Below are 25,870 nucleotides of genomic sequence, written 5' to 3' on the forward strand. Positions count from 1 at the left end.
CCGTTTTGCATTTACCTACGCTACGTGACTCGCCGCGATATCCAGCAGCGCCATCTCATCGCTGTTCAGCAGCTTCTCGATGTTCACCAGAATCAGCATACGCTCGCCGAGCGCGCCCAGACCGGTCAGGTATTCGGTCGACAGCGTGACAGCAAACTCCGGCGCAGGACGGATTTGGTCAGAGGTCAGGGAAAGCACATCAGATACGCCGTCCACCACGATACCGACCACGCGCTGCCCCAGGTTCAGAACGATCACCACGGTGTTGTCGTCGTAGTCAACGTCGCCCTGGCTGAACTTCACGCGCAGGTCCACGATTGGCACAATAACGCCACGCAGGTTGGTGACACCTTTAATAAAAGCAGGCGTGTTAGCGATGCGGGTAACCTGGTCGTAACCACGGATTTCCTGCACTTTCAGGATATCGATGCCATACTCCTCATCGCCTAAAGTGAAGACCAGGAATTCCTGCCCTGATGGCTCGCCCGCCAGTTTCGTTACATTACTCATACCGGTCATGTTATTACCTTCTACTTAATCAGGCGGCTGTGTACGCCACACGTTGTTCACGATTTAATCCCTGAAGCGCCGACACATCGACGATCAGCGCCACGCTACCATCACCCAGAATGGTGGCGGCAGAAATACCCGGCACTTTGCGGTAGTTACTTTCGAGGTTCTTGACCACCACCTGGTGCTGGCCAATCAGCTGATCAACCAGCAGCGCGTAGCGGCGGCCCGCGCTCTGCAGGATCACAACGATACCCTGCGTGGCTTCTGTCTTCGCCCCGTCTACTTCGAACACTTTCCACAGTTCCACCAGCGGCAGGTACTCACCGCGCACTTCAAGAACGCGCTCGCCGCCCGCCAGCGGATGCAGATCTTCTTCACGCGGCTGGAGGGATTCCATCACGGCGTTCAGCGGCAGGATAAAGACTTCGTCTGCCACTTTGACTGACATGCCGTCGAGGATCGCCAGCGTGAGCGGCAGAAGAATGCGAATGGTAGTGCCGGAACCCTGTTTAGACTGGATCTCAACGTGGCCACCCATCTCCTGGATGTTACGTTTCACCACGTCCATGCCTACGCCGCGTCCGGAGACGTCGGTCACCTGCTCTGCGGTAGAGAAGCCCGGTGCGAAGATCAGCATGCCCACTTCTTCGTCGGTCATGTTTTCATTGACCGCCATCCCCTGCGAAATTGCTTTTGCCAGGATGCGCTCGCGATTCAGACCGGCGCCGTCATCGGTCACTTCGATGCAGATGTTCCCGCCCTGATGTTCCGCAGAGAGGATCAGGTTGCCGACCGGGGATTTTCCGGCGGCAATGCGGTTTTCCGGCAGTTCGATACCGTGGTCGAGACTGTTACGCACCAGGTGCGTTAACGGATCGATGATGCGCTCGATCAGGCTCTTATCCAGTTCGGTTGAGCTGCCCATCAGGGTCAGTTCAATCTGTTTATTCAGCTTGCTGGCAAGGTCGCGCACCAGACGCGGGAAGCGGCTGAAGACATATTCCATCGGCATCATACGGATGGACATGACCGATTCCTGCAGGTCACGGGCATTACGCTGCAGCTGGCCCATGCTGGTGATCAGATCGCCATGGGTGACCGGGTCGAGTTCGTTTGAACGTTGCGCCAGCATCGACTGGGTGATCACCAGTTCGCCCACCAGGTTAATCAACTGGTCAACCTTCTCAACGGCAACGCGGATACTGGTTGACTCGCTGGAGCGCGCGGCAGGTTTTTCACCACGGCCAGGCGCAGCGGCCTCTTTTGGCACTGCCTTCAGCGCCGGGGCCGCAGGCGTCACAGCCGGTGCAGCGGCCTGAGCGACAACAGCCACCTCTTCCGCAGCCGCAGGGTCGTCAACCGCAGCCGTTTCGGTTTCGAAAGCGATCTGGTCAGCTTCAATCACAAAGCACAGCACCGCCACGATATCGTCCTGGCCAATCCCGTCATCAAGCGTCGCGGCCAGGCTGTCTTTGCCTTTTACCACGTTGCTTAATTTCGCCAGGTTACCCAGCTCTTCTTCCAGCAGGTTGACTTCGTTCTCTTTCAGGCGTGACAGCACAACGCGCAGTTTGCCCGCCTGCGCAGCGGCTGGTGCGGCCTCGTCGGCAGCAACCGCATCGACAACGCTCAGTTTCGCGGCCGGAACCACCGCTGCGGCAACCTCACCTTTTGCTTCCAGCGCGAGCTGGCGCAGCGCATTGCAGATGTATTCAAAGCTGGCGGCATCAGGCTCTGCCGAACTTTTATAGGCGTCGAGCTGTTCCTGCATAATATCTTTGGTTTCCAAAAACAGGTTGATAATGTCGGTATTGAGCTGCATCTCACCGCGTCGTGCTTCATCAAGCAGGTTTTCCATTAAATGGGTCGTTTCCTGCAGGATGGTAAATCCAAACGTTCCGGCTCCGCCTTTAATAGAGTGCGCCGCACGGAAGATGGCATTGAGCTGCTCGGAGTCCGGTGCTTCGGGCACCAGGTCGAGCAAGTGTTGTTCCATATCGGCCAACAATTCGTCGGCTTCATCAAAGAATGTCTGGTAAAAATCGCTAATATCCATGCTCACGCTATCACCTCGGATTGGCTGGTGGCGATGTTGGAACGGCAGCCGAAGGAACGGCCCCAGGCTGTTTTAAATCGTCCAGTGACTCATTCTGACTTTCGGCGTTTTCATGCAGGATGGCCTGCTCCGCCTGCTGGTTCAGCACTAAAAGACTGATACGACGGTTGATGGCATCATCCGGCCCGCGGTCGGAAACGCGCATGGTTGCGGCCATGCCGACTACGCGCAGTACCTTGCCATCATCAAGCCCACCTGCCACCAACTCGCGACGCGAGGCGTTGGCACGATCGGCAGAAAGCTCCCAGTTGCTGTATCCCTTCTCCCCATTGGCGTACGGGAAATCATCCGTGTGTCCTGACAGGCTGATTCGGTTAGGAATGCCGTTCAGCACCGGTGCAATACCGCGCAGAATGTCGCGCATGTACGGTTCGACTTCCGCACTCCCGGTTTTAAACATTGGGCGGTTCTGGCTGTCGATAATCTGAATACGCAGCCCTTCCTGCACCAGGTCGATCTTCAGATGTGGGCGCAGCGCGCGCAGCTTCGGATCCGCCTCAATCAACTGATCGAGATCGCCACGCAGTTTCTTCAGACGCGCCTGCTCCATCTTTCTTTTCAGCTCGTCGATGTTCGGCTCTTTTTTCACCTCACCCTTCTGCTGGGTGTAATCATCGCCGCCGCCCGGGATTGGGCTTTCGCTGTTAGAAATACGCGGCCCACCGGCCACCGCCGTTGCCAGCGGTGTGCGGAAATATTCGGCAATCTGGATCAGTTCTTTTGGACTGGAGATGGAGATCAGCCACATCACCAGAAAGAACGCCATCATTGCTGTCATAAAGTCGGCGTACGCAATTTTCCACGAGCCGTGTGCGCCATGCCCGCCGCCCTTGTGCTTGCGTTTTTTTACGATGACGATCGGATGGGACTGGTTTTTCATGCGTCCTCAGTTGTCGTCTGTTGGTTTGGGTTTTTCACCGCACGCACGTGTTCTTCAAGCTCGATAAACGACGGACGCTCGCTGGAGTAAAGCGTTTTACGGCCAAACTCAACCGCGATCGGTGGCGCGTAACCGTTGAGGTTAGAGAGCAGCGTGATCTTCACGCACTGCATCATTTTGGTGGTTTCCGCGCTCTTCTGGCGCAGAACGCTTGCCAACGGAGAGATGAAGCCGTACGCCAGCAAAATACCGAGGAAAGTCCCCACCATCGCATGGGCAATCAGCGCACCGAGCTCGGCTGCCGGACGGTCTGCCGAGGCCAGAGCGTGAACTACCCCCATTACCGCAGCAACGATACCGAATGCCGGAAGCGAGTCGCCGACCAGCGCCAGGCTGTTGGCCGGCACTTCAGATTCGCTTTCGTGAGTTTCGATCTCTTCGTCCATCAGCGCTTCGATTTCGAAGGTATTCATGTTGCCGCTGATGATGAGTCGCAGATAGTCGACGATGAAGTCCAGCATCATGGCATCAGCAAGAATGCGCGGATAGCTGGCAAAAATTTCGCTCTCTTTCGGGTTTTCAATATCCCGTTCAAGCGAGAACATCCCCTGCTGACGCGACTTCGCCATCAGGCGATAGAGCAGTGCCAGCAGATCCATATACATGCTTTTGGTGTATTTCGAGCGACGGAACAGCAACGGAATCGCTTTCAGCGTGCCCTTGATCGATTTACCGTTGTTGCCAACGATAAAAGCCCCTACCCCTGCACCGCCGATGATAATAAGTTCAGCCGGTTGATAGAGTGCTCCAAGGTGCCCGCCGGTCATCATGTAACCGCCGAAAACTGTACCGAGAACTACCAGGTAACCTAATAAGATAAGCACGACATCATCCTTCCGCTAGTGACTATGGCAAGGACGTCCAGCTCGCAGCGTTGACCGTTTGCGGGGTAAAAAAAAGCAGCGGTAATTGCTTACCGCTGCTGGAATCTTTCCCACACGTTCGGGTTAAACAGCTTGTTCGATCTGTTCATCCAGCAGTTGTGGAATAATATCGGCAGCATCCCGGGAAAGTTTACGTCTTTTTACTGCGCGGGATGGAGGCTGACATAAACTACAGGCGAAGCTGCCTGCAGGCTGATGAGCGTGGGTAATAAAATTGCCGTTGCAGCAGTTGCAGCGCGACAGCTCAAGCATTCCGCTCTCAACAAAACGCACCAGCGTCCATGCGCGGGTCAGCGCCAGCAGAGGGCCTTCTTCCTGCTGTGGGCATTGTTCAAGGTAAAGTTTGTACGCTTTGATTACGGCGTCAACGCCGCTACACAAACCAGTTTTGAGAAGATACTGCCAGGCATTACAGAACATGGAAGCGTGAATATTCTGCTCCCACGTCATAAACCAGTCGGTAGAAAACGGCAGCATGCCTTTCGGCGGGGGACTACCACGTAACTCTTTGTACAGCTTGATGAGACGGCCACGGCTCAACTGAGTCTCGCTTTCCAGCATTTGTAAACGAGCACCCAGTGTAATCAGCTCCATGGCCAACTGTATGTCACGCGCTTCCTGAACAATGCTTTTCTCGCTCATTGCTAGGCCCTTTTCTTACGGGCTGCGTCATCAGGCTGGCTGATTTCGTTAAGCAAGCGAGTGGAGAGAAGAATACCGGTATGGATCTGTTGAAGATCGTCCACACGGGAATCCTGCGTCAGACGCGTTATTGTCTGCGAATCATCGAAACGGAACTGGCAAACCAGTTGATTCGTTTCAGCCAGTTTAACCATCTGCGGGAGGGTTAAGCCGCCCAGCATGGTTGCCATCTCTTCGTTAATACCCAGACGAAACATCGCGGACGCCTTGTCCTGACTAATCAAACGCTGCGCGAGCAGTAAATACGACAAATTGATGTCATAGATATGTTTTAGCAACTCGGATGTATGCATTGTTCCCATCCCGAATAACCAACTATTATTTTTATGCGGAAAGACCGCACCCCGTGATGTCGCCGGGAAATCACCCGGTATAAAAAAGAAAAGGCTAAATGCATAGTTGAATTTAGGTTTGTATTCACTGAAACGCGTAAGAGAGAAACCGCGAATGCGTCTCTTACATGTTTTATCATTTCTTACAAATAACTAAGATTTTTCCTAATTCGACGCAAACTCTACTCGTCAGTTTTGTCACATACAATCCAGCCACCCTCAAATTTAAAAAAAATGTGATCCACGTCACACAATTTAAGTGAATATGCCCCATAAATCCATCAGTATGACTTGTAATTTGTTTATTTTTTAACCAATCAGTACTGTTTTGTATTCTTAATTGACGAATACTCATGCAGACGGGCGATCCGAACTGGCATGCAACGTGCTTTAACCGCCGTAAGCGCTACGCTGAAACATTTACAACAACCCCCTCTCCGGGAAACATTTTTCTTACCGTGAAAAAACATATAGTTATGCAGGTAGCACAAAAAAGATGTTTCAGGACGTGATCATTCGAAATGAGTTTGTAACGCGCCAAAACGATTTAACAGTTAAAGCGTGAATTTGTGTGATTTACGTTAAGTTGTTAATTTTTTTCATTTAGGCGCATTTTTCAGTTATTCTTCTTATAAGAATAATTAATGAATAATTATGATAAGCTTCACACTAATGTCGTAATCAGCTCTTGCAGAACCAGGGAATTCGCGGTAAAGGTGATCAAACGCTGTCTGACAGACACCTAAGGAGTGCGCCATGAGTTACTCCCATCTTCTTGTTTCCGTTGCAGTTTCTCCAGAAAGTCATCAACTCGTTGCCCGGGCCGTTTCCATTGCCAGACCCCACAATGCCCGCATCAGCCTCATCACGCTCGCCGCAGAGCCAGAGATGTACAATCAGCTGGCCGCCCCCATGCTGGAGGATATTCGTGAGGTCCTTCAGGAAGAAACGCAGCAATTTCTGCGCGAACTGGTGGAAAAGGCACAATATCCGGTTTATGAGACAATTATTGCGACCGGTGAACTTAACGCCCATATTCTCGACATGTGTCGTAAACAACATATTGATTTAGTGATTTGCGGGAATCATAACCACAGCTTTTTATCGCGCGCAGCCTGTGCGGCGAAATCCATTGTCGCATCGAGCCAGGTTGATGTGCTGTTAGTGCCACTTGGGGGGAGTTAACCCCCCAGTGGAAAATCAGGCGAGTTTAGGGAAGGTCGCGATCTTTTTTTGCAGATCGCCTTCATGACTTTGCGGGGTGATATCCCGGAGATCCTGAATAAAACGTGCCTGCCAGTGGTTAATGTCGTTCTTACGGATCGTCTCCATCATATCAGCATGACGGGAAATACGTTCCGTGAGCGGCATAGTCAGGGCACGATTCAACGCGTTTGCCACATCGTCCCTATCATAAGGGTTAACGATAAGCGCCGACGTGAGCTCATTTGCGGCGCCGGCAAACTGGGAGAGCACCAGAACCCCCGGGTCGGCAGGATCCTGGGCCGCCACATACTCTTTCGCGACGAGGTTCATCCCGTCGCGCAGCGGCGTAACCAGGCCAACATCCGCGTAGCGGAAGACCTTCATCAGAATCTTACGGTCAAAGTGCTGGTTCAGATAAAACAGCGGCGTCCAGCCCAGCTGCCCATAGCGGCCATTAATGCGCCCTGCTTCTGTCTCCAGCTGGTGGCGAATATCCTGATAGGCCTGAACCTCACCGCGCGACGTCGGCGCAATCTGGGTATAACGGATTTTACCGTGATGCTGCGGATATTTATCCAGCAGCGTTTCATACGCCAGGAAGCGTTCCGGCAGCCCTTTGGAATAATCAAGACGCTCAACCGAGAAGATATTTTTCACGTGTTTGAGTTCATTCTTAAGCTGCGCCAGCTTCGGCGGCAGCGGGCCGGAAGCCTGCTCCGCGATTTCGTCAGGTTCAATCCCAATTGGATACACTTCGGTGTGGAACGTTTTCCCCCACGCCGTATGGGTTTTCCCGCCTTTGGTCACCAGACGCGCTTTACCTGACACGGAGTCAAGGAATGCGAGGCGGTCATTTTCGGTCTGGAAGCCCAGCAAATCGTAATCACACAGCGCCTCGAGCAGCTCTTCATGCGGCGGGAGCGCGGTAAAAATTTCCGGCGTCGGGAACGGGATGTGCAGGAAGAAACCAATCCGGTTATTTACCCCTCTTTTTCGCAGCTCTCTGGCGAAGGGCAACAGGTGATAATCGTGGATCCATAAAATATCGTCTTCTTCGATTAATGGCAGCAGTTTATCCGCCAGCAGCGCATTCACGCGCGAGTAGCCTTCGAAGGATTCACGCTGGAATTTGACCAGGTCAAGACGATAGTGAAACGCGGGCCACAGGACGGCATTCGAGAACTGCGAGTAATACTCGTCGTAGTCTTTCTCTTTCAATGCAAATGAAGCCCACGTAATGTTTCCGCGCGTCACCTTTTTGAGCGGTTTCTCTTCTTCACTGATTTCCCCACTCCAGCCAAACCACAGCCCGCCAGCGGCTTTTAAGGCACCTAATACCCCTACCGCCAGGCCACCCGCACTGGCTTTTTTATCGTCAGGCGGTGCGATTCGGTTAGAGACGACGACTAAGCGACCCATAATGGTTTCCCCCTTTGCTTTGCGCTATTTGTTGTTGTTGCTGGTTAGCGATGTCAGATATCCACTGCCAGACGCTGGCGACATCCGCCAGTCGCCATTCGGCAACAGTGTCACCAGGCCCCACCTTGACGGCGATCCCTCCGGCCTGATTCACCACGCGAAACCCGGCCTCGTCGGTCAGGTCATCCCCAATGAAAACGGGCGTTCGCCCTTTGAAAGGCGGCGACGCCATAAACGCGGCGATGGCCGCGCCTTTATTAATCCCTTTCGGTTTTAACTCAACCACGCATTTGCCGGGCTGCAACGCCAGCTGTGGATGCGCATCTGCCACCCTCTGAGCAAGCGCAAGTACGGCCTCCTCATGCTGCGGTGCCTGACGATAATGCAGGGCAAAGGCCATGCCTTTGGCTTCCAGCTCGGTGCCAGGCAGCGCTTCCAGCGCGTCAGATAGCTGCTTATGGAGCGTTTGCGTGAGTGCGTCGGGGAGTGAAACGATATGCGTTTGATCATGGATGTCGCGGCGCTCCGCTCCGTGTACACCGGCTAGCGGAAAGTGGTATGGACTGGCGAGCAGATCCAGCTCGGCCATTGAGCGCCCTGATATCAATGCCAGTGCTCCCTCATTCATGAGTGAGAGCTGATGCAAATCCTGTAACACCGCCTCCGGAATAGACACCTGATCGGGGTGCGGTTTTATCCCGGCGAGCGTGCCGTCGAGATCAAAAAAGAAAGCATAGTGTCCGGGCAGTACAGGCGGTGCGGTTAACATGTCAGCCACCCTTTTCCTCCTTACGGTTTACGAGAGGTAAACGCCTTTACCTCTTTCATAGCCATGTAAGTATAGACAGTGTGACGTGGCTCGCCATTTGACAACCGCCCCGCCAGTATTACTGGCGGGGCGGTTAAGGGGTCAACTAAGGTTATAAGTTGAGCAATAAAAGACAGGAAAAAGGGTTACACGGTACGCTTCGCTTTTTGCTTGTAACGGTCGAAAATCACCGCTGCCAGCAGGATCAGACCACGAACCACGTACTGCGAGAACGGTGAAATATTCAGCAGGTTCATGGCGTTCTCCACCGTCCCTAAAATCAGGATACCGGCCACCACATATGAGATTTTTCCGATGCCGCCCTTGAGGGAAACGCCCCCTAACACGCAGGCCGAAATGACGATCAGCTCGTAACCGATAGAGGTCATCGGCTGACCGCTGGTCATACGCGACGCCAGAATAATCCCCGCTGCGGCAGAAACCAGCCCTGAGAGCACAAAGATAATAATTTTAGTGCGTACGACCGGCACCCCAGCCAGACGGGCGGCCTCTTCATTACCGCCAATCGCCAGCGTATTACGGCCAAAGGTGGTCCGGTTGAGCAGGAAGCCGAACAGGATCAGGCAGGCCACCGTCAGCCAGATAGGCGCAGGCAGACCCAGCCAGTTGGCATAACCCAGCGTAAAGAAGCGCTCGTCTTCAATCCCCACCGCTTTACCGTCGGAGATGATATAGGCCAGCCCGCGGACAATTTGCATCGTCGCAAGCGTGGTGATCAGGGCGTTAATCTTCAGGCGCGCGATAACAAAACCGTTCACCAGACCGCTGATGACGCCGAGTAACAGACCGGCTAAGACGCCAATCCACAGGCTCTCCGTCATGTTGATCACCACGGCCGTCGTGACGCCCGCACAGGCAATCACCGACGCCACCGACAGGTCAAAATCGCCGGAGGCCAGGCAGAACAGCATCCCGCAGGCCACCATCCCGGACATGGAAATGGCCAGCCCCAGCCCCTTCATATTAATGAAGGTGGCAAAATTAGGGACAAAGATCGCGCAGGCAAGGAACAGTGCGGCAAAAACCACCAGCATGCCGTACTGATCCCAGATACGTCCAATACTCAGCGCCGACTTCGACTTCGGCACTCCGGATGTAGTAACAGAGGACATCATTAACTCCTTACTCAGGCGACAGCCTGGCTAACTTTAGGCATGGCGAGGTTCAACGCCTGTTGTTCATTCGCCTGTTCATGAAGTAATTCGCCGGCAATTTCGCCTTCACGCATCACCACAATGCGGTCGGCCACGCCAAGCACCTCCGGCAGATCGCTGGAGGCGAAGAGCACCGCCACGCCGCGTTTTGCCAGCTCATAGATCACGTTATAAATCTCGTGTTTTGCCCCCACATCGATACCGCGCGTCGGCTCGTCCAGCAAAATGACCTTCATATCTTCTGACAGCCAGCGGCCTAAAATTGCCTTCTGCTGGTTTCCGCCTGACAGATTCATGATCAGCTGTTCCGGACCCGGCGTTTTGATATTCAGCGAGCGAATATGGTGGTCGGCGTTACTCGACTCCCAGCTATCGTTTATCAGGCAACCGGCGCGAATAAACTTACGACGGGCAGAAATATTGATGTTGTCGCGCACCGAGTGCACCGGAATGATCCCCTCGGCTTTCCGGTCTTCCGGGCAGAGCATCATCCCCGCCCCGATCGCGTGGGCCGGTTTCTGGATATCTACCCGTTCGCCGTCAATAGAGACCTGACCATCGGTAATACGGGTACCGCCGAACAGACCTTTCATCAATTCGCTGCGCCCCGCCCCCACCAGACCAAACAGGCCGACGATTTCACCGCTGCGTACGGATAACGAAATCGGTGTTCTGACGCCCGGCGCTTTGACGTTATCCAGGCGCAGACGTTCCGGGCCGTACGGGCGCGGTTGCCAGTGATAAATATCGCCCAGATCGCGTCCGACCATCGCCTGAACCAGCTGGTCATGGTTCACCTGCGCCATGTCGGTAAAGGTGCGCACATAGCGTCCATCTTTAAAGACGGTGATGGCGTCGCTCAGGGCAAATATCTCTTCCATACGGTGCGAGACATACAAAATCGTGCGGCCTTCCTGACGCAATTCGCGGATCACGCGGAACAGATTTTCGATTTCACGTTTAGAGAGCGAACTGGTGGGTTCGTCGAAGGCAATAATTCTGGCGTTACGCGCCAGCGCCTTGGCAATTTCAACCATCTGCCACTGGCCGATGGAGAGGTATTTCAGCGGCGTCTGGGGATCGACGTCCAGGCCCAGATGCTTAAGCTGCAGCCCCGCTTCATAATTAAGTAGCGAACGATTTACCACGCCGCCTTTGTGCGGGAGCTGTCCCAAATAGATGTTTTCCGCCACGGTCATCTCAGGAATGAGGTGCAGCTCCTGGTAGATGATCGCCACCCCGGCATTGAGCGCCGCCGTGGTATCGGCAAACGCCACCTCTTCGCCGCGTATGGCCAGCGAGCCGGTAGTGGGCGTGTAGTTGCCGCTGAGGATCTTCAACAGCGTGGATTTTCCCGCACCGTTTTCCCCCATCAGGGCGTGAACCTGGCCGGCATAGCAGTCGAAGCTGATATCGGTCAGCGCGTTAACACCGGGAAAAGTTTTCCCGATGCCGCGAAAAGAGAGATACGGATCAGACTGTCGCATAACGTCTCCGTGATTCCTGTAGTGTGTACGTCTGGCCCCTCACGAAGGATGAGGGGCACAATCACCGCGTATTACTTCCCGCCCAGTCCTTTTTTCGCCAGCTCCTCTTTGAAGTTGTCGCGGGTAATCAGCACCACGTCGGTCACTTCGGTAAATTTCGGCGGCTCAGCCCCTTTGGTGACCCAGTTGTAGAGCATCTCACTGGATTTATAGCCGTGAACGTCCGGGCTTGGCAGCAGAGAACCGTAGAAGCCGGTAGCCTGCGCTTTGGACAGCTCGCTGACGGCGTCAACGCCGTTGATGCCAATCCCGATCACGTCAGGCGCTTTAAAGCCCTGGCCTTCCGTCGCGCGTACCCCACCCAGCACGGTGTTGTCGTTCATGCCGACCACCAGCCAGTGTTTGACCTCCGGATGTTGAACCAGCATAGAGTTCGCGGCGTCGAAAGCACCCGGGATATCGTTAGATTTGGTAGGGACTTTGTAGATCTGTTTTTCCGGGAAACCAGCCGCTTTCAGCGCGTCCATTGAACCGGAAGTACGGCGACGTGCGGTGTCCAGCTCGTCTGCGGTAATGGCCATCACCGCAGTCTCTTTGACATCCCAGCCGCGCTTTTGCATCTCTTTATAGAGTTCCTGCCCCTGGCGTTCGCCGATTTTGGTCGCCGCCATCATCACCAGCGGGACGCTGTCCATCGGCTTGCCTTTGGCGTTAACGAACTGATCGTCAACCGCGATGACCTTCATATCGTAACCGCGCGCTTTCGCCGCGATGGCCGAACCGAGCTTTGGATCCGGAGTACAGATAACGAAACCTTTCGCACCGCTGGCCGCCAGGCTGTCGATGGCGTTCAGGGTTTTCTCACCGTCAGGCACGGCGATTTTAATCACTTCAAAACCTAAATCTTTCCCGGCTTTATCGGCGAATTTCCACTCAGTCTGGAACCAGGGCTCTTCGGGCTGTTTTACCAAAAAACCGAGTTTTAAATTCTCAGCGATAGCGGATTGTGACATAACGGCAGCCAGACCGATGGCCGCCAGCGCTTTAGTAAATTTGTGCATGGTAAACTCCAGCTTTAGCATTCTTTTCTGTAGGGAATATGTGCGTGCTTCTTATTTAATCGGACTTAAAACAAGGCATTAGCGCTTACCTCGTCATAAGCGTTATTGCTGGTGATAGTTTTAGCGGGAAATTAATCATCCATAAGAGAGCCCCATCACACCGCAGAATTACAGTAATTGCGTACATAAATTCAGCGAAAAATGACATAAAAAAGGCAGGATTTGTCAGACAAATGAAAGTGGGTTAAGCAGAATTATCCATAAGATTAGCTAAGAAATCCCTGATACCCCTCAGCGGACTAAACGTCACCTGGCGTTAAAGGGGTTCAAGATGTTTTTCATCAAAAATGCACCAGGCACCTGAACACGGTTATTCCGCAGAATTTGATTTAGCGCAATTTTATTAGCACATCATATATTCGAAACGATTAATCCGTATTTCTCTTTTTCACGGAGTATTATTCCAACTTAATATTTTCGAAAGAGTAACAGTGTATCACTGCAATAAAAATTGTTAATTATTAGAGCATTAAACCATATTCAATTCATGGCAAGCTGATTGCATTTCTGTACTATATTAAACTTTGTAATGTATGGTAAATACAGCCCAATTAAGAGTTTTCTTAGACCAAAGACAAGGGTATGCTTATTTATATCGAACACAGGAAGTGAATTTCGGTCGACTTCGGTCACGGCAGAATGTGTATTTCTGCTCTTTTCTTCATATTTGCCTGACGCTCAGGTTAAGCAACGGACATCACGTCCCACAGTCAATAAGGATATGAGTATGGCTACCCAAACGATGATGCAAAAACTTAACGCGCAGATGAACCTTGAGTTCTACGCCTCGAATCTGCACCTTCACTTAAGTGCGTGGTGTGCCGAGAATAGCCTCACGGGATCTGCCACATTCTTTCGCTCTCAGGCGCAAAGTAACGTCACCCATATGATGCGTGTCTTTAACTTCCTGAAAGCCGCAGGGGCAAATCCTGTCGTTAAAGCCCTTGATGGGATCAATGAAAATTACTCTTGCCTGGAAGAACTGTTTCAGAAGACGCTTGAAGAGTATGAACAACGCTGCAGCACCCTCAACAAACTGGCCGATGAAGCCAAAGCGCAGCAGGATATTACGACGCTCAGATTCTTACGCGATATGGATAAAGAGCAGCAGCAGGATGGCCTGCTGCTGAAGACGCTGGCGGATGAGATCCATAATGCGCAGCAGGCGGGTTTATGTCCTGAGCAAACCGACCGTCATCTGCTCGACATCGTGGCGGTGCAGCACCACTGAGTTTTTTGGCCTGCTCCCATCCGGAGGAGCAGGCTCCCTTCACGTCTCCAACCTTCTGCTTTTGCTGAAATTTAACAAATCAGATCTGGCTCCCAATGATTAACCACACAACGTGTGATGATTTATTTAGTTACATAATCATTGACGAGGGAGCATCATGATCACCATTGAGTTTGTTGTCATTCTCCTCTGCCTGCTGACGGGTACGCGTTTCGGCGGTATGGGGCTCGGGTTAATCAGCGGTATTGGTCTTTTTATTTTATGTTTTGTCTTTGGTCTGCAACCGGGTAAGCCGCCGGTAGACGTTATGCTGACCATCCTCGCGGTGATTGGTTGTGCCGCTACGCTGCAGACTGCGGGTGGCCTCAACGTCATGATGCAGTTTGCTGAACGTCTGCTGCGCAAACACCCACAGCACATCACCCTGCTCGCTCCATTCACCACCTGGATGCTGACCTTTCTGTGCGGCACCGGGCATGTGGTCTATACCATGTTCCCCATCATTGCGGATATCGCCCTGAAAAAAGGGATCCGCCCCGAGCGCCCTATGGCCGTGGCATCGGTCGCGTCGCAGATGGCGATTACCGCCTCCCCCGTGTCCGTTGCCGTGGTGTCGCTGGTGTCTATCCTGGCGGCCCAGCATGGCATCGGCCACGCGTGGGGGATCCTGGAAATTCTCGCCGTGTCGGTTCCCGCTTCACTTTTCGGCGTAGCTATTGCTGCCCTGTGGAGTTTACGCCGCGGAAAAGATTTGGCGGATGACGTGGAGTTTCAGGAAAAGCTGAAAGATCCTAAGCAGCGCGAGTTTATCTACGGTGGAACGGAGACGTTAATGAATCAGCGTTTCCCTAAACAGGCCTACTGGTCCACGTGGATTTTCTTTGCCGGTATTGCCGTGGTCGTTTTGCTGGGTGCGTTCCCTGAGCTGCGCCCCGCCTTTGAGCTGAAAGGCAAAATGACGGCGCTGTCGATGAACCTTGTTATTCAGATGATGATGTTAATTGCAGGGGCCGTGATGCTGATGGCCTGTAAGGTCAATGCGTCGGCGATTTCCAACGGCGCGGTGTTTAAGGCCGGTATGGTCGCGATCTTCTCGGTGTTCGGCGTGGCGTGGATGAGCGATACCTTTTTCCAGGCGCATCTCGACGAGTTAAAGCTGGCGCTGGAAGGCGTCGTGAAAAGCCACCCGTGGACGTATGCTATTGTGCTGTTTCTGGTGTCAAAACTGGTGAACAGCCAGGCGGCTGCGCTGACGGCCGTTGCGCCTATGGGCCTCATGCTTGGCATCGACCCGAAAATGCTGATCGCCTTTTTCCCTGCGTCATACGGCTATTTCGTCCTGCCGACCTACCCAAGTGATTTGGCCTGCATCGGCTTTGACCGTTCAGGCACCACCCGCATCGGCAAATTTATCATCAACCACAGCTTTATTCTGCCTGGGCTGATTGGGGTAAGCTGCGCGTGCGCGGCGAGCTACCTGCTGGTCCAGACGTTCTTTTGACAGTATCAAGGGGCGACACATGCCGTCGCCCATTTCCCGGTTTTAGTGGGATTCACCCTGCGGCGTGAATCGCAGTTCAATCAGGGCGATGGCTTTCTGGATCGCACGAAGCGTAACCGGATCGGCGGCAGCGGGATGGCTGGCGAAATCGATGTTTTTCAGCTGCGTAGACATCTTCTCGCGCACTTCAACCGGCGCAATCACGTCAAGAACATCAAGGATTTGTTTGATAACCAGCTGACAGGCGACAACGTCAGAGACCAGTTCCTGATCGGCGCTCAGGTTTTGTGACATGGGGTTTTCTCCTTATTTAAAGGCCGCCATAGTAGCAAAACACACCCCTGGCATCTCCCCTTCATCGCCTTCAGGTATAAAAAAACCCGCCGAAGCAGGTTTTTTTATCAGAACATGGCGCCCGGCGGCACGTCTTTGAAGGTGCGGCAGTAATTGGCCCACATACTTTTCAGGATTTTGCGCAGTTTCACGATGATGCTCCATTAACTTGTTATACAACTTTATTATCAACGTGACTATAATATGACCACCATCACAAAAATCAACACTTTTGTGATGCACATCACATTTATATCAGAGCATGGCCTGAAAGCGCTCACCGCGGACCCGTTGCGAAGAGTGAGGGCAGATTGTCCGGCTATTCCAGCCATTGCAGCGGGCATCTGCGGGTACGATAACGTATTTCCATCCACTCAGAGCGAATCATGAAAAGAGTCATTGTAGCCGGCACAATCCTGCTGCTCGCGGGATGTACTATTAACCGCCAGGCTGAAGTCAGCAGCCTCGACGCGCCGAACGGCATCGTCCGCCTCGACTACGGCCAGGCTGCGCTGCAAAATGCGTATTCCGATGAGTATGTGAATAACGGCACGGCGGCAAAAGCGTGTCAGAGCATGGGGTATGCCACTGCCTCAGCCTATGGTCAGCCCATTAAAACCTGCACTCTGACCAGCGGCTCTTTGTGCCTGAACGAGAGCGTGACTATCCAGTATAAATGTATGGGTTACGCCGTTAATCCTAAGTCAACTAATCCGTGGTATTAATCGAAGCTGCCAGCGCATGCTGGCAGTTTATTTCATTATGAACAAAAATAATTCTCATTAATAAGTTATAAAAATCGCCAATGCGTTTTATTCCCATTCGTATTTTAAATAAATAAAATAAAAATTTTACGTTTTGCAAATAATTAAATAACAAATTATAGTGTCGCTCATTGTGAACCAGAAATAATAATCCGGAGCGTCACCATGCTGAAAACTGAAATGATCGACAAGCTCAACGCACAAATGAACCTTGAGCTTTTTTCATCCCTGCTCTACCAGCAGATGAGCGCCTGGTGCAGCTACCATAGTTTCGAGGGCGCTGCCGCGTTTCTGCGTCGTCACGCTCAGGAAGAGATGACCCACATGCAGCGTCTGTTTGATTATCTGACAGATACGGGCAGCCTGCCGCGCATTGAAACCGTGGCATCACCGTTTGCTGAGTATAATTCTCTCGATGAACTGTTCCGCGCCACCTACGAGCACGAGCAGCTTATCACGCAGAAAATTAACGAACTGGTTCATGCCGCGATGACCAGCCAGGATTATCCAACCTTTAATTTCCTGCAGTGGTACGTCGCTGAGCAACACGAAGAAGAGAAGCTGTTTAAATCCGTGCTGGATAAATTATCTCTGGTGGGGAAATCTGGCGAAGGTCTTTACTTTATTGATAAAGAACTCTCCACTCTTGATACGCAGAATTAATTTCAGCGCGGTGCCGGTTTCCGGCACCGCGTTAATTTACATACACCCCGCACAGCTGGTGCAACGCCAGTCATGGGGATTCACGGCCTGGTAAAAATAGCGGTAGCTGGACGTCTCCAGCGGAATACCCACCTCGAAAAACAGATCCGTTAACCAGTCGACATTCTCGATGATCCACTCATCTTCCTGTAAGCCTTGTGCAAAGGTTTCATCTTCAGGATCAATAATCGAATAGATTGCCCAGGTGCCCATATCCTTTTCGCGGCGGGACTCGGGAAGGTTCAGGGGCTGATTCTGCCAGCTGATTATCCAGTGACCATGGCACAACAGGTTACCTCCCCGGCTCCATGCCGCGGTAAAGGGATTCTCCCCTGCCATAAGACCCTCACTTAATTTGATAATTTGTATTTATTGTTTACGTTACGCCGGAATGTCGGGCAGCAGTATTGCCCTTATGAGGTAGGCATAGGCCTGGGTCATTAATACGTAAATAATTTTTTACACCACTTGTAACGGTGATTTGACGAGTAACGGCTTTTCCCTTACTCTGCGCCGCAGATTTTGTCGCGGTTAAGAAGCGTTGTAGAGGAAAGCGTGAAAAACAGAACTCTGGGAAGTATTTTTATCGTCGCCGGAACGACAATTGGCGCAGGAATGCTGGCAATGCCCCTGGCAGCCGCGGGCGTGGGATTTGGCATGACCCTGCTGCTGCTGGGAACGCTCTGGGCGCTGATGTGTTACACCGCCCTGTTGCTGCTTGAGGTATACCAGCACGTACCCGCCGACACCGGTCTGGGTTCGCTTGCGGCACGCTATCTCGGACGCTACGGCCAGTGGATAACTGGCTTTAGCATGATGTTCCTGATGTACGCCCTGACCGCCGCCTATATCAGCGGTGCCGGGGAGCTCATCGCCTCCAGCGTCAACGACTGGTTTGGCTCTGACATTACCCCTGCGACGGGCGCCATCTTCTTTGCGCTCATCGGCGGCGGCGTGGTCTGCGTGGGCACATCGCTGGTCGATCTGTTTAACCGTTTTCTGTTCAGCGCTAAAATTCTCTTCCTGATTGTCATGCTGGTGCTGCTGGCGCCGCACGTGCACAAGGTTAACCTGCTGACGCTGCCGCTGGAAAAAGGGCTGGCGCTCTCCGCGATCCCGGTCATTTTCACCTCGTTTGGCTTCCACGGCAGCGTGCCGAGCATCGTCAGCTATATGAACGGCGATATCCGAAAACTGCGCCGCGTCTTTGTTATCGGCAGCGCGATCCCGCTGATTGCCTATATTTTCTGGCAGCTGGTGACGCTGGGCAGCATTGACTCTTCAACCTTTATTGGGCTGATGGCGCAACACGCTGGCCTGAACGGTTTTCTGCTGGCACTGCGCGAGGTCGTCACCTCCCCACACGTGGAGCTGGCGGTACATCTGTTTGCCGACCTGGCGCTGGCAACCTCATTCCTGGGCGTGGCGCTCGGCCTGTTTGATTATCTGGCCGATCTGTTCCAGCGCCGCAATACCGCGGCCGGACGGTTACAGACGGGCGCAATTACCTTCCTGCCGCCGCTGGCGTTCGCGCTGTTTTATCCGCGCGGATTTGTGATGGCGCTGGGGTACGCAGGGGTAGCGCTGTCGATCCTTGCCCTCCTCCTCCCTTCCCTGCTGGCATGGAAAAGCCGCCAGCAGCATCCTCAGCAAGGGTATCGCGTGGCGGGCGGAAAACCGCTGCTGTGCGTTGTGTTTGGCTGCGGGGTGGTGATTATTCTGGTGCAGGTGTTGATTGCAGCCGGGATGCTGCCGGAAGTGGGTTGAAATGTATATCCCAATGGCAAGTCCATTTTCTATGTAATAGCAGGGGATAATTCCGTTCACTAATACTCTTCTGCTACCTGTTTTGTCCGCTGCGGTGAACGTGTTAAGGGGGCTATCGCCGCCCCCTTAACAATCCCGGCTCCCGGCAAGAAAATCGCCGCTTCGCGGTGCCCTCATCTTATTCCTTACGGCTTTTCGGGGACGGGCGGATGCAACGTCCCTGTAAAGCCGCCCTCGCCGCGCATCCATGCGCGTCGCCCCGGCCTCCAGGAAACGATTCGGCGATTTTAGCCGGACTCCCGCCCCCTCCATCTTCTTCATCGTCTGCATGGGGCACGGGTGTTGCATCCCCGCTAAAATCGGCGAACCGGAGACCGGGGGACAAGGGCTGGACGCCATGGATGGCGGCCAGAGGCGAAGCGAGACAGGATGTCGAGTTGAGCCGACCGCAGGCAGACGGTCGTGAGGTGAGCGCAGTGCGAAGCACCGATTTTCCGCGGGGCCGCGGGGATCGATAAGGGGGCCGCGGTGGCCCCCTTATCTCGTTCACAGGTAAAGATCGTATTATTTTCTACTGACTGGAGGTGAACGAAACAAATCCACCTAAGTTAATAAAAAATTGATCAGTGCAAACAGCAGCTCTTAAACTTCTTCCCGCTGCCGCAAGGACACGGATCGTTACGCCCGACCTTTGTGCCGTTCACAATCGGCTTCTTCGCTTCCGGCTGCTGCGGGTTGTCTACCCAGTATTGATATAAACGCAGTGCCGCAGGCTGGATGCTCTCGATGCTGGCGATGTACTCCTCTTCGGACAGTTCATCCAGCTTTTCGCTGTTCTCTTCCGTTCCGTGCAGCGCAATCACTTCAAGATCGGCCTTCAGGGCTTCCGGCAAGGCTGACCAGTCCGTCAGCGCCACGCCGCGCATATAGCCGTAGCACCACTCTTCCACCACGGTATAGCTCTCACCGTCAACGTCGTTATAGCCAAACATCGGTTCGAACTGATCCGGGTATTCACTCAGGCGCTCGGCAATATCGTTCATGTGCTTAAAGCAGAGATCGATAAAACGGTTCATCTCACGATCGTTTTTCCAGCGCGGAATGTACTTCTCGCCACCCCAAACCGCCACCAGCCAGGCATCTGGCTCAACGACAACAGGACCGGAAAGCACTGCGGTAAGCATGCCGTCCAGTTCGGACACGTCAATCACGGACGCGTCATCATGACCGTAAGACATTAACGTCTCTTCAAGCCACGCCATTTCGCTTTCATTCAATGGGCCTTCAGTCATCGCTGATACTCCTGCAAAAAAGGAAACGATCCTAACACATATCTCACCCCTCTCCGGGCTGAAGTTTAGGTCTTTATTGCTGCAAAAACGTGCAAACCGTGACCTTTGCACAACTTATGGGCTTTATTGTTAACGATATGTGATCTCCGCTGTAATTTCTTCTCCTCCCGCAAGGCGGCATAATGCGGCGCTCTATACTCAAACATGTCGCATGCTCGTCAATGGGTTAACCATTCTGGCAACGTTTTTGCTTAACGTTCTTCGCGCGTCCCTGCGCAGGGAAATCTCGCCGTAATATGCAGGATGCCGTCTGTATCGTGTTCGTTTAGTGCATTTTGTTCTTGCTCGTGTTTCGGATTGGCTGCGCCGTCGGGCGTTCGGGTTTACGCCGTGGTGCAAAAACCTCTTTGCTAAGGAACATAATAATGTCGCTGAAATTTATCAGAACTCCTCTTTCTCTTGTGTTGGCCGGTTGCCTGGTGACGGCGTTTTCCGCCCGGGCAGATATTGTGATTGGCGTGGCCGGACCGTTCACGGGTCCGAACGCCACCTATGGCGATCAGTACTGGCACGGCGCAACGCAGGCCGCTGAAGACATTAATGCCGCAGGCGGCATTAACGGTGAGAAAATCAAACTGGTTCAGGGGGATGATGCCTGCGAGCCCAAGCAGGCCGTAGCCGTCGCCAACCGTTTAGTTGACCAGGATAAAGTCAACGCCGTGGTCGGCCATTTCTGCTCCTCTTCCACCATGCCCGCATCCGAGGTGTATAGCGACGCAGGCATTATTGCGATTACCCCCGGCTCAACTAACCCGCTGATCACCGAACGCGGCATGAGCGATATGTTCCGCATGTGCGGCCGCGACGACCAGCAGGGTCAGGTTGCCAGCGACTTCATCATCGACAAGCTGAAAGCCAAGCGCGTGGTGATCATTCACGACAAAGACACCTATGGTCAGGGTCTGGCTGACGCCACCAAAGCGGCACTGGCGAAACGCGGGGTTCAGGATGTGATGTACGAGGGGTTATCCCGCGGTGAAAAAGACTTTAACGCGCTGGTCACCAAGATCGGCGCGCAAAAACCGGACGTCGTGTTCTTCGGTGGCTGTCACCCGGAAGCCGGCCCGCTGGTTCGCCAGATGCGTGAGCAGGGCGTACAGGCAAAATTCTTCTCCGGGGACTGTATTGTCAACGAGGAGATGGTGACCGCTGCGGGCGGCCCGCAGTATACCAATGGCATTTACATGACCTTCGGTAAAGACCCGCGCCTGATCCCGGACGGTAAAGCGGTTATCGAGAAATTCCGCGCCGGTAAATTCGAGCCGGAAGGTTACACCCTCTACTCCTATGCCTCCGTACAGGCCATTGCCGCGGCCTTCAAGGCCACCGGCGGCAAGGACTCCGCTAAAGCCAGCGAGTGGCTGAAGGCCAATTCCGTCGACACGGTGATGGGCAAAAAAGCCTGGGACAGCAAAGGCGATCTGAAGGTCTCTGACTACGTGGTTTACCAGTGGGACGACAAAGGAAAATATAAGGAAGTGCAGTAACGGGACGGAGTCACGCTCAACGTCGGCGGGCCTGCCCGTCGGCGCGTAATAAACATCAGGCTGCGCGGCTCGCGCAGCCTATAAAACGAGCGCGCTAAGATGAGTACATTCTTCCTGCAACAGTTAATTAATGGCTTAACGCTGGGTTCCGTCTACGGCCTAATCGCCATCGGCTACACCATGGTGTACGGCATTATCGGGATGATCAATTTCGCCCACGGCGAAGTGTATATGATTTCCGCCTATCTCTGCGCCATTGGCCTGGCGCTGCTCTCGTTCTTCGGCCTGCAGTCCTTCCCGCTGCTGATCCTCGGCACGCTGGTGTTCACCATTGTGGTCACCGGGGTGTACGGCTGGACTATCGAGCGTATCGCCTACAAGCCGCTGCGCAACTCCACGCGCCTGGCGCCGCTGATCTCCGCCATCGGGATGTCGCTTATCCTGCAAAACTACGCCCAGCTGAGCCAGGGCCCGCGCCAGCAAGGGGTACCGACCATGCTGGACGGCGTCATTCGCCTGCATCTGGGCGAAGGGTTCGTGCAGATAACCTACACCAAAGTGTTTATCCTGGTTGCCTCGTTTGCCGGCATGCTGGTGCTCACCTGGATAATTAACCGTACCCGGCTGGGCCGGATGTGCCGCGCGGTGCAGCAGGATCGCAAAATGGCCTCCATTCTGGGTATTAACACCGACCGGATTATTTCGCTGGTCTTTGTCATCGGCGCGGCGATGGCCGGTCTGGCGGGGGTGTTGATCACCATGAATTACGGCACCTTTGATTTCTACGTCGGGTTCGTGATCGGCATTAAAGCCTTTACTGCAGCAGTACTCGGCGGCATCGGCTCCCTTCCCGGCGCGATGCTCGGTGGCCTTATCCTGGGCGTGGCGGAAGCGCAGTTCTCGGGCATGGTGAACTCGGACTATAAAGATGTCTTCTCGTTCGGCCTGCTGGTCATGATCCTTATTTTCCGTCCTCAGGGCCTGCTTGGACGCCCGATTGTGGCCAAAGTGTGAGGGAGAGAATAATGACATCACACGGTTTTTCACTTAAACGCTGCATTCTGGACGCGATTTTTTCCGGGCTGATTGCGCTGATTATCTTCGGCCCCATCGCGGGCGTGGTGCTGGACGGGTACAGCTTTAACTTCGCCGGGCAGCGACTGGCCTGGATGGTTGGCATCGTCATGTTCGGACGCTTTCTGTTGAGCGCCTTTTTAGGTACCGCCCCGGGGGCCCGTTTCCAGGCGCGCTTCGAGGCCGACAGCGCGGGCGTATATGTCCGGCCGCCGGAATACAAAAGCCGCATGCGCTGGATTATTCCTCTGGTGATTACCCTTGCGATTTGCTTTCCGTTTGTCGCCACTAAATATGTGCTGACCGTCGCCATTCTCGGGCTGATCTACGTGCTTCTCGGTCTGGGGCTGAACATCGTCGTAGGCCTGGCCGGTCTGCTGGATCTGGGATATGTCGCGTTCTACGCGATTGGGGCGTACGGTCTGGCGCTGGGGTACCAGTATCTCGGCTTAGGCTTCTGGAGTATGCTGCCGCTGGCGGCAATCATGGCCGCCGCCGCAGGCGCCCTGCTCGGTTTCCCGGTACTGCGCATGCACGGTGACTATCTGGCCATCGTCACCCTCGGGTTCGGGGAGATTATTCGCCTGATACTGAACAACTGGCTGACCTTCACCGGCGGACCCAATGGCGTGTCGGCCCCTCCCCCCACCTTTTTCGGTCTGGAATTTGGACGACGCGCGAAAGAAGGCGGCGTGCCCTTCCACGAATTTTTCCACCTGACCTACAACCCGAACATGAAGTTTATTTTTATCTACGCGGTACTGTTCCTGGTGGTGATGCTGGTGCTCTACATTAAGCACCGCCTGACGCGGATGCCGATTGGTCGGGCGTGGGAAGCCCTGCGTGAAGACGAAATTGCCTGCCGCTCAATGGGGTTAAATCATGTTCTGGTTAAGCTGTCCGCCTTTACGCTGGGCGCGTCGACCGCGGGCATTGCCGGGGTGTTTTTCGCCACCTATCAGGGGTTCGTGAATCCAACCTCCTTTACCTTCTTTGAATCGGCACTGATCCTCGCCATTGTGGTACTGGGCGGTATGGGCTCGACGCTGGGCGTGGTGCTGGCCGCCTTTGTGCTCACGGTCACGCCGGAACTGCTGCGCAGTTTTGCCGAGTACCGAGTCCTGCTGTTTGGCATGCTGATGGTGGTGATGATGATCTGGCGTCCACGCGGTTTGATCCGCATTAATCGCAGCGGGTTTGCCGTGCGTAAGGGCGTCGCGCCATGAACGAAACGATATTACGCGTTGAACATTTGATGATGCACTTTGGTGGGATTAAGGCGCTAAACGACGTCAACCTGGACGTGCAGCGCGGCTCCATTACCGCCCTGATTGGGCCAAACGGGGCGGGAAAAACAACCGTGTTTAACTGCCTGACGGGCTTCTACAGGGCCTCCGGCGGCAACATTTTGTTTAACACCCGCAATAAAACGACCAACGTGATTCAGGTCCTTGGACAAAAATTCCAGCCAGGTGACTGGATTAACCCCGCGCAGTTAGGGCAACGTCTGTTCTACAAAATGTTTGGCGGAACGCATCTGGTCAACCGCGCAGGGCTGGCGCGCACGTTTCAAAATATCCGTCTTTTTCGCGAAATGTCGGTCGTGGAAAATCTGCTGGTGGCGCAGCATATGCGGGTGAACCGCAATCTGCTCGCCGGGATCCTGAATACGCCGTCCTACCGGCGGGCGGAAAGCGACGCCCTGGACAGAGCCTTCTACTGGCTGGAAGTGGTGGATCTGGTGGAGTGCGCCAATCGCCTGGCGGGAGAGATGTCGTACGGCCAGCAGCGGCGTCTGGAAATTGCGCGGGCAATGTGCACCGGGCCAGAAATGATCTGTCTGGATGAACCCGCCGCAGGGCTGAACCCGGTTGAAACGCATAAGCTGAGCAGCATTATTCGCTTTCTGCGGGATCACCATGACATCACGGTATTACTGATTGAGCATGATATGGGGATGGTGATGGAGATTTCGGACGACATTATCGTGCTCGACCACGGCGATGTGATTGCCAGAGGAAAACCCGAGCAGATCCAGCATGACGAAAAGGTCATTGCCGCCTATCTGGGCACGGACGAAAGCGAGGTCACCCTATGAACGAACCGCTGCTGGCTTTTCGCGAGGTGGATGTGTTTTACGGCGTCATTCAGGCGCTGAAGCAGGTCTCCCTCGAGGTGAATAAGGGTGAAACCGTGGCGCTGATTGGCGCAAACGGCGCGGGTAAATCGACATTGCTGATGTCCATCTTTGGTCAGCCTCGTATCCGCAACGGACAGATCCTTTTCGGCGGTGAAGATATCAGCCATAAATCCACCCACTACGTCGCGTCCGGCGGCATTGCGCAGGCGCCGGAAGGCAGACGAATTTTCCCGGATATGACCGTTGAAGAGAACCTGCTGATGGGGACCATTCCCATCGGCAGCCAGTTTGCCGCTGAAGATATGCAAACCATGTTTGACCTTTTCCCTCGTCTTAAAGAGCGGCGTAAACAGCGCGCGATGACCATGTCCGGCGGGGAACAGCAGATGCTGGCGATCGCCCGGGCGCTGATGAGCCGTCCGAAGCTGCTGCTGCTGGATGAACCGAGCCTGGGCTTAGCTCCGATTGTGGTTAAACAGATCTTCCAGACGCTGCGTGAGCTGGCCCGCAGCGGCATGACCATCTTTCTGGTGGAGCAGAATGCGCACCATGCATTGAAGCTGTCTGACCGCGGGTATGTAATGGTTAACGGGCAGATCCGGCTGAGCGGCAGCGGTGAGGAGCTGCTGGGGAATCAGGAGGTGAGGAAGGCGTATTTGGGCGGGGTGTGATTTGATACCTAAGGAACCATTAGGAGTAATTTCATATAAATAACAATGAGATATTCACGAAAAGTATAGCACGCAATGCCTTGAGAAGGCCTGGGTTTGTTGATTTATTAGTCTCTGACAATAACGTCAAACTCACTGAAAAGGA

At 53.9% G+C, this 25,870-nt stretch carries 26 protein-coding genes; 11 read left to right on the top strand and 15 right to left on the bottom strand.

The window, feature by feature from the left end:
* Positions 1-15: 15 nt before the first annotated feature.
* The 6 genes from cheW to flhD form a co-directional block, all read right to left on the bottom strand.
* Positions 16-519, bottom strand: a complete 504-nt coding sequence (cheW, locus tag AC4IC4_RS14185) for a chemotaxis protein CheW (RefSeq protein WP_023312262.1) — start codon at positions 517-519, stop codon at positions 16-18.
* A 19-nt stretch (positions 520-538) separates the two neighbouring features.
* A complete protein-coding gene (gene cheA / locus AC4IC4_RS14190; RefSeq protein ID WP_491471358.1) occupies positions 539-2,575 on the bottom strand; it encodes a chemotaxis protein CheA in 2,037 nt (678 codons plus the stop codon).
* Between the two features lie 4 nt (positions 2,576-2,579).
* Positions 2,580-3,509 carry a flagellar motor protein MotB gene (gene motB / locus AC4IC4_RS14195; RefSeq protein ID WP_024909669.1) on the bottom strand — a complete coding sequence of 310 codons (930 nt, stop codon included), beginning with the start codon at positions 3,507-3,509 and terminating at the stop codon, positions 2,580-2,582.
* Positions 3,506-4,393, bottom strand: coding sequence for a flagellar motor stator protein MotA (gene motA / locus AC4IC4_RS14200; RefSeq protein WP_008500417.1), 888 nt, complete (start codon positions 4,391-4,393; stop codon positions 3,506-3,508). The genes motB and motA overlap by 4 nt, the downstream gene beginning before the upstream one ends.
* 123 nt (positions 4,394-4,516) lie before the next feature.
* Positions 4,517-5,095, bottom strand: coding sequence for a flagellar transcriptional regulator FlhC (gene flhC, locus AC4IC4_RS14205; RefSeq protein ID WP_008500416.1), 579 nt, complete (start codon positions 5,093-5,095; stop codon positions 4,517-4,519).
* Positions 5,096-5,097: 2 nt separating this feature from the next.
* Positions 5,098-5,448: a flagellar transcriptional regulator FlhD gene (flhD, locus tag AC4IC4_RS14210; RefSeq protein WP_023336137.1), complete on the bottom strand. Its 351-nt coding sequence runs from the start codon at positions 5,446-5,448 to the stop codon at positions 5,098-5,100.
* Between the two features lie 795 nt (positions 5,449-6,243).
* On the opposite strand from flhD, the gene uspC reads away from it, so the two are divergent.
* Positions 6,244-6,672 carry a universal stress protein UspC gene (gene uspC, locus AC4IC4_RS14215; protein ID WP_024909668.1) on the top strand — a complete coding sequence of 143 codons (429 nt, stop codon included), beginning with the start codon at positions 6,244-6,246 and terminating at the stop codon, positions 6,670-6,672.
* A gap of 15 nt (positions 6,673-6,687) precedes the next feature.
* Here the strand turns inward: uspC and otsA are convergent, their stop codons facing one another.
* From otsA to araF, 5 genes are all read right to left on the bottom strand, one after another.
* Positions 6,688-8,112 carry an alpha,alpha-trehalose-phosphate synthase gene (gene otsA, locus AC4IC4_RS14220; protein WP_417927555.1) on the bottom strand — a complete coding sequence of 475 codons (1,425 nt, stop codon included), beginning with the start codon at positions 8,110-8,112 and terminating at the stop codon, positions 6,688-6,690.
* Positions 8,087-8,890, bottom strand: coding sequence for a trehalose-phosphatase (gene otsB, locus AC4IC4_RS14225; protein WP_491471359.1), 804 nt, complete (start codon positions 8,888-8,890; stop codon positions 8,087-8,089). The genes otsA and otsB overlap by 26 nt, the downstream gene beginning before the upstream one ends.
* A 176-nt stretch (positions 8,891-9,066) precedes the next feature.
* Positions 9,067-10,056 carry an L-arabinose ABC transporter permease AraH gene (araH, locus tag AC4IC4_RS14230; RefSeq protein WP_193745657.1) on the bottom strand — a complete coding sequence of 330 codons (990 nt, stop codon included), beginning with the start codon at positions 10,054-10,056 and terminating at the stop codon, positions 9,067-9,069.
* An 11-nt stretch (positions 10,057-10,067) separates the two neighbouring features.
* On the bottom strand, positions 10,068-11,582 hold the full coding sequence (gene araG / locus AC4IC4_RS14235) for an L-arabinose ABC transporter ATP-binding protein AraG (protein ID WP_024909788.1): 1,515 nt from the start codon (positions 11,580-11,582) through the stop codon (positions 10,068-10,070).
* 71 nt (positions 11,583-11,653) lie between these two features.
* A complete protein-coding gene (gene araF, locus AC4IC4_RS14240; RefSeq protein ID WP_024909787.1) occupies positions 11,654-12,643 on the bottom strand; it encodes an arabinose ABC transporter substrate-binding protein AraF in 990 nt (329 codons plus the stop codon).
* Positions 12,644-13,430: 787 nt separating this feature from the next.
* Between araF and AC4IC4_RS14245 the strand changes: the two genes are divergently transcribed.
* Positions 13,431-13,934 carry a non-heme ferritin-like protein gene (locus tag AC4IC4_RS14245; RefSeq protein ID WP_024909786.1) on the top strand — a complete coding sequence of 168 codons (504 nt, stop codon included), beginning with the start codon at positions 13,431-13,433 and terminating at the stop codon, positions 13,932-13,934.
* A 157-nt stretch (positions 13,935-14,091) separates the two neighbouring features.
* Positions 14,092-15,435 (top strand): anaerobic C4-dicarboxylate transporter, encoded by a 1,344-nt coding sequence (locus AC4IC4_RS14250; RefSeq protein WP_023336144.1) that lies wholly within the window; start codon positions 14,092-14,094, stop codon positions 15,433-15,435.
* A gap of 42 nt (positions 15,436-15,477) precedes the next feature.
* On the opposite strand, the gene AC4IC4_RS14255 is transcribed toward AC4IC4_RS14250, so the two are convergent.
* Positions 15,478-15,729, bottom strand: coding sequence for a DUF2766 family protein (locus AC4IC4_RS14255; RefSeq protein WP_008500405.1), 252 nt, complete (start codon positions 15,727-15,729; stop codon positions 15,478-15,480).
* A gap of 107 nt (positions 15,730-15,836) precedes the next feature.
* Positions 15,837-15,920: a stress response protein AzuC gene (azuC, locus tag AC4IC4_RS14260; protein WP_014884364.1), complete on the bottom strand. Its 84-nt coding sequence runs from the start codon at positions 15,918-15,920 to the stop codon at positions 15,837-15,839.
* A 234-nt stretch (positions 15,921-16,154) separates the two neighbouring features.
* Here azuC and yecR point away from each other — a divergent pair, with 234 nt between their 5' ends.
* Complete coding sequence (gene yecR, locus AC4IC4_RS14265; RefSeq protein ID WP_024909785.1) at positions 16,155-16,493, top strand: YecR family lipoprotein; 339 nt, start codon at positions 16,155-16,157, stop codon at positions 16,491-16,493.
* Positions 16,494-16,697: 204 nt separating this feature from the next.
* On the top strand, positions 16,698-17,195 hold the full coding sequence (gene ftnA, locus AC4IC4_RS14270; protein ID WP_014884366.1) for a non-heme ferritin: 498 nt from the start codon (positions 16,698-16,700) through the stop codon (positions 17,193-17,195).
* Positions 17,196-17,231: 36 nt separating this feature from the next.
* Here the strand turns inward: ftnA and AC4IC4_RS14275 are convergent, their stop codons facing one another.
* Positions 17,232-17,573, bottom strand: coding sequence for a hypothetical protein (locus AC4IC4_RS14275; RefSeq protein ID WP_491471360.1), 342 nt, complete (start codon positions 17,571-17,573; stop codon positions 17,232-17,234).
* Positions 17,574-17,789: 216 nt separating this feature from the next.
* Here AC4IC4_RS14275 and tyrP point away from each other — a divergent pair, with 216 nt between their 5' ends.
* Complete coding sequence (gene tyrP / locus AC4IC4_RS14280) at positions 17,790-19,001, top strand: tyrosine transporter TyrP (RefSeq protein WP_024909783.1); 1,212 nt, start codon at positions 17,790-17,792, stop codon at positions 18,999-19,001.
* Between the two features lie 623 nt (positions 19,002-19,624).
* On the opposite strand, the gene AC4IC4_RS14285 is transcribed toward tyrP, so the two are convergent.
* Positions 19,625-20,293 carry a YecA/YgfB family protein gene (locus tag AC4IC4_RS14285; RefSeq protein WP_491471361.1) on the bottom strand — a complete coding sequence of 223 codons (669 nt, stop codon included), beginning with the start codon at positions 20,291-20,293 and terminating at the stop codon, positions 19,625-19,627.
* 425 nt (positions 20,294-20,718) lie between these two features.
* Here AC4IC4_RS14285 and AC4IC4_RS14290 point away from each other — a divergent pair, with 425 nt between their 5' ends.
* The 5 genes from AC4IC4_RS14290 (at position 20,719) to AC4IC4_RS14310 (ending at position 25,725) form a co-directional block, all read left to right on the top strand.
* Positions 20,719-21,840 carry a branched-chain amino acid ABC transporter substrate-binding protein gene (locus AC4IC4_RS14290; protein ID WP_023312277.1) on the top strand — a complete coding sequence of 374 codons (1,122 nt, stop codon included), beginning with the start codon at positions 20,719-20,721 and terminating at the stop codon, positions 21,838-21,840.
* Between the two features lie 99 nt (positions 21,841-21,939).
* Complete coding sequence (locus tag AC4IC4_RS14295) at positions 21,940-22,854, top strand: ABC transporter permease subunit (RefSeq protein WP_032646250.1); 915 nt, start codon at positions 21,940-21,942, stop codon at positions 22,852-22,854.
* A gap of 11 nt (positions 22,855-22,865) precedes the next feature.
* Positions 22,866-24,140 carry a high-affinity branched-chain amino acid ABC transporter permease LivM gene (gene livM, locus AC4IC4_RS14300; protein ID WP_024909780.1) on the top strand — a complete coding sequence of 425 codons (1,275 nt, stop codon included), beginning with the start codon at positions 22,866-22,868 and terminating at the stop codon, positions 24,138-24,140.
* The gene (locus tag AC4IC4_RS14305; RefSeq protein ID WP_491471362.1) at positions 24,137-25,012 is read left to right on the top strand and encodes an ABC transporter ATP-binding protein; all 876 of its coding nucleotides are present in this window, start codon (positions 24,137-24,139) and stop codon (positions 25,010-25,012) included. The genes livM and AC4IC4_RS14305 overlap by 4 nt, the downstream gene beginning before the upstream one ends.
* The gene (locus AC4IC4_RS14310; protein ID WP_248165060.1) at positions 25,009-25,725 is read left to right on the top strand and encodes an ABC transporter ATP-binding protein; all 717 of its coding nucleotides are present in this window, start codon (positions 25,009-25,011) and stop codon (positions 25,723-25,725) included. Before AC4IC4_RS14305 ends, AC4IC4_RS14310 begins: the two co-directional genes overlap by 4 nt.
* The last annotated feature ends 145 nt before the right edge of the window (positions 25,726-25,870 follow it).

The organism is Enterobacter sp. Taxon_2 (assembly GCF_058355295.1).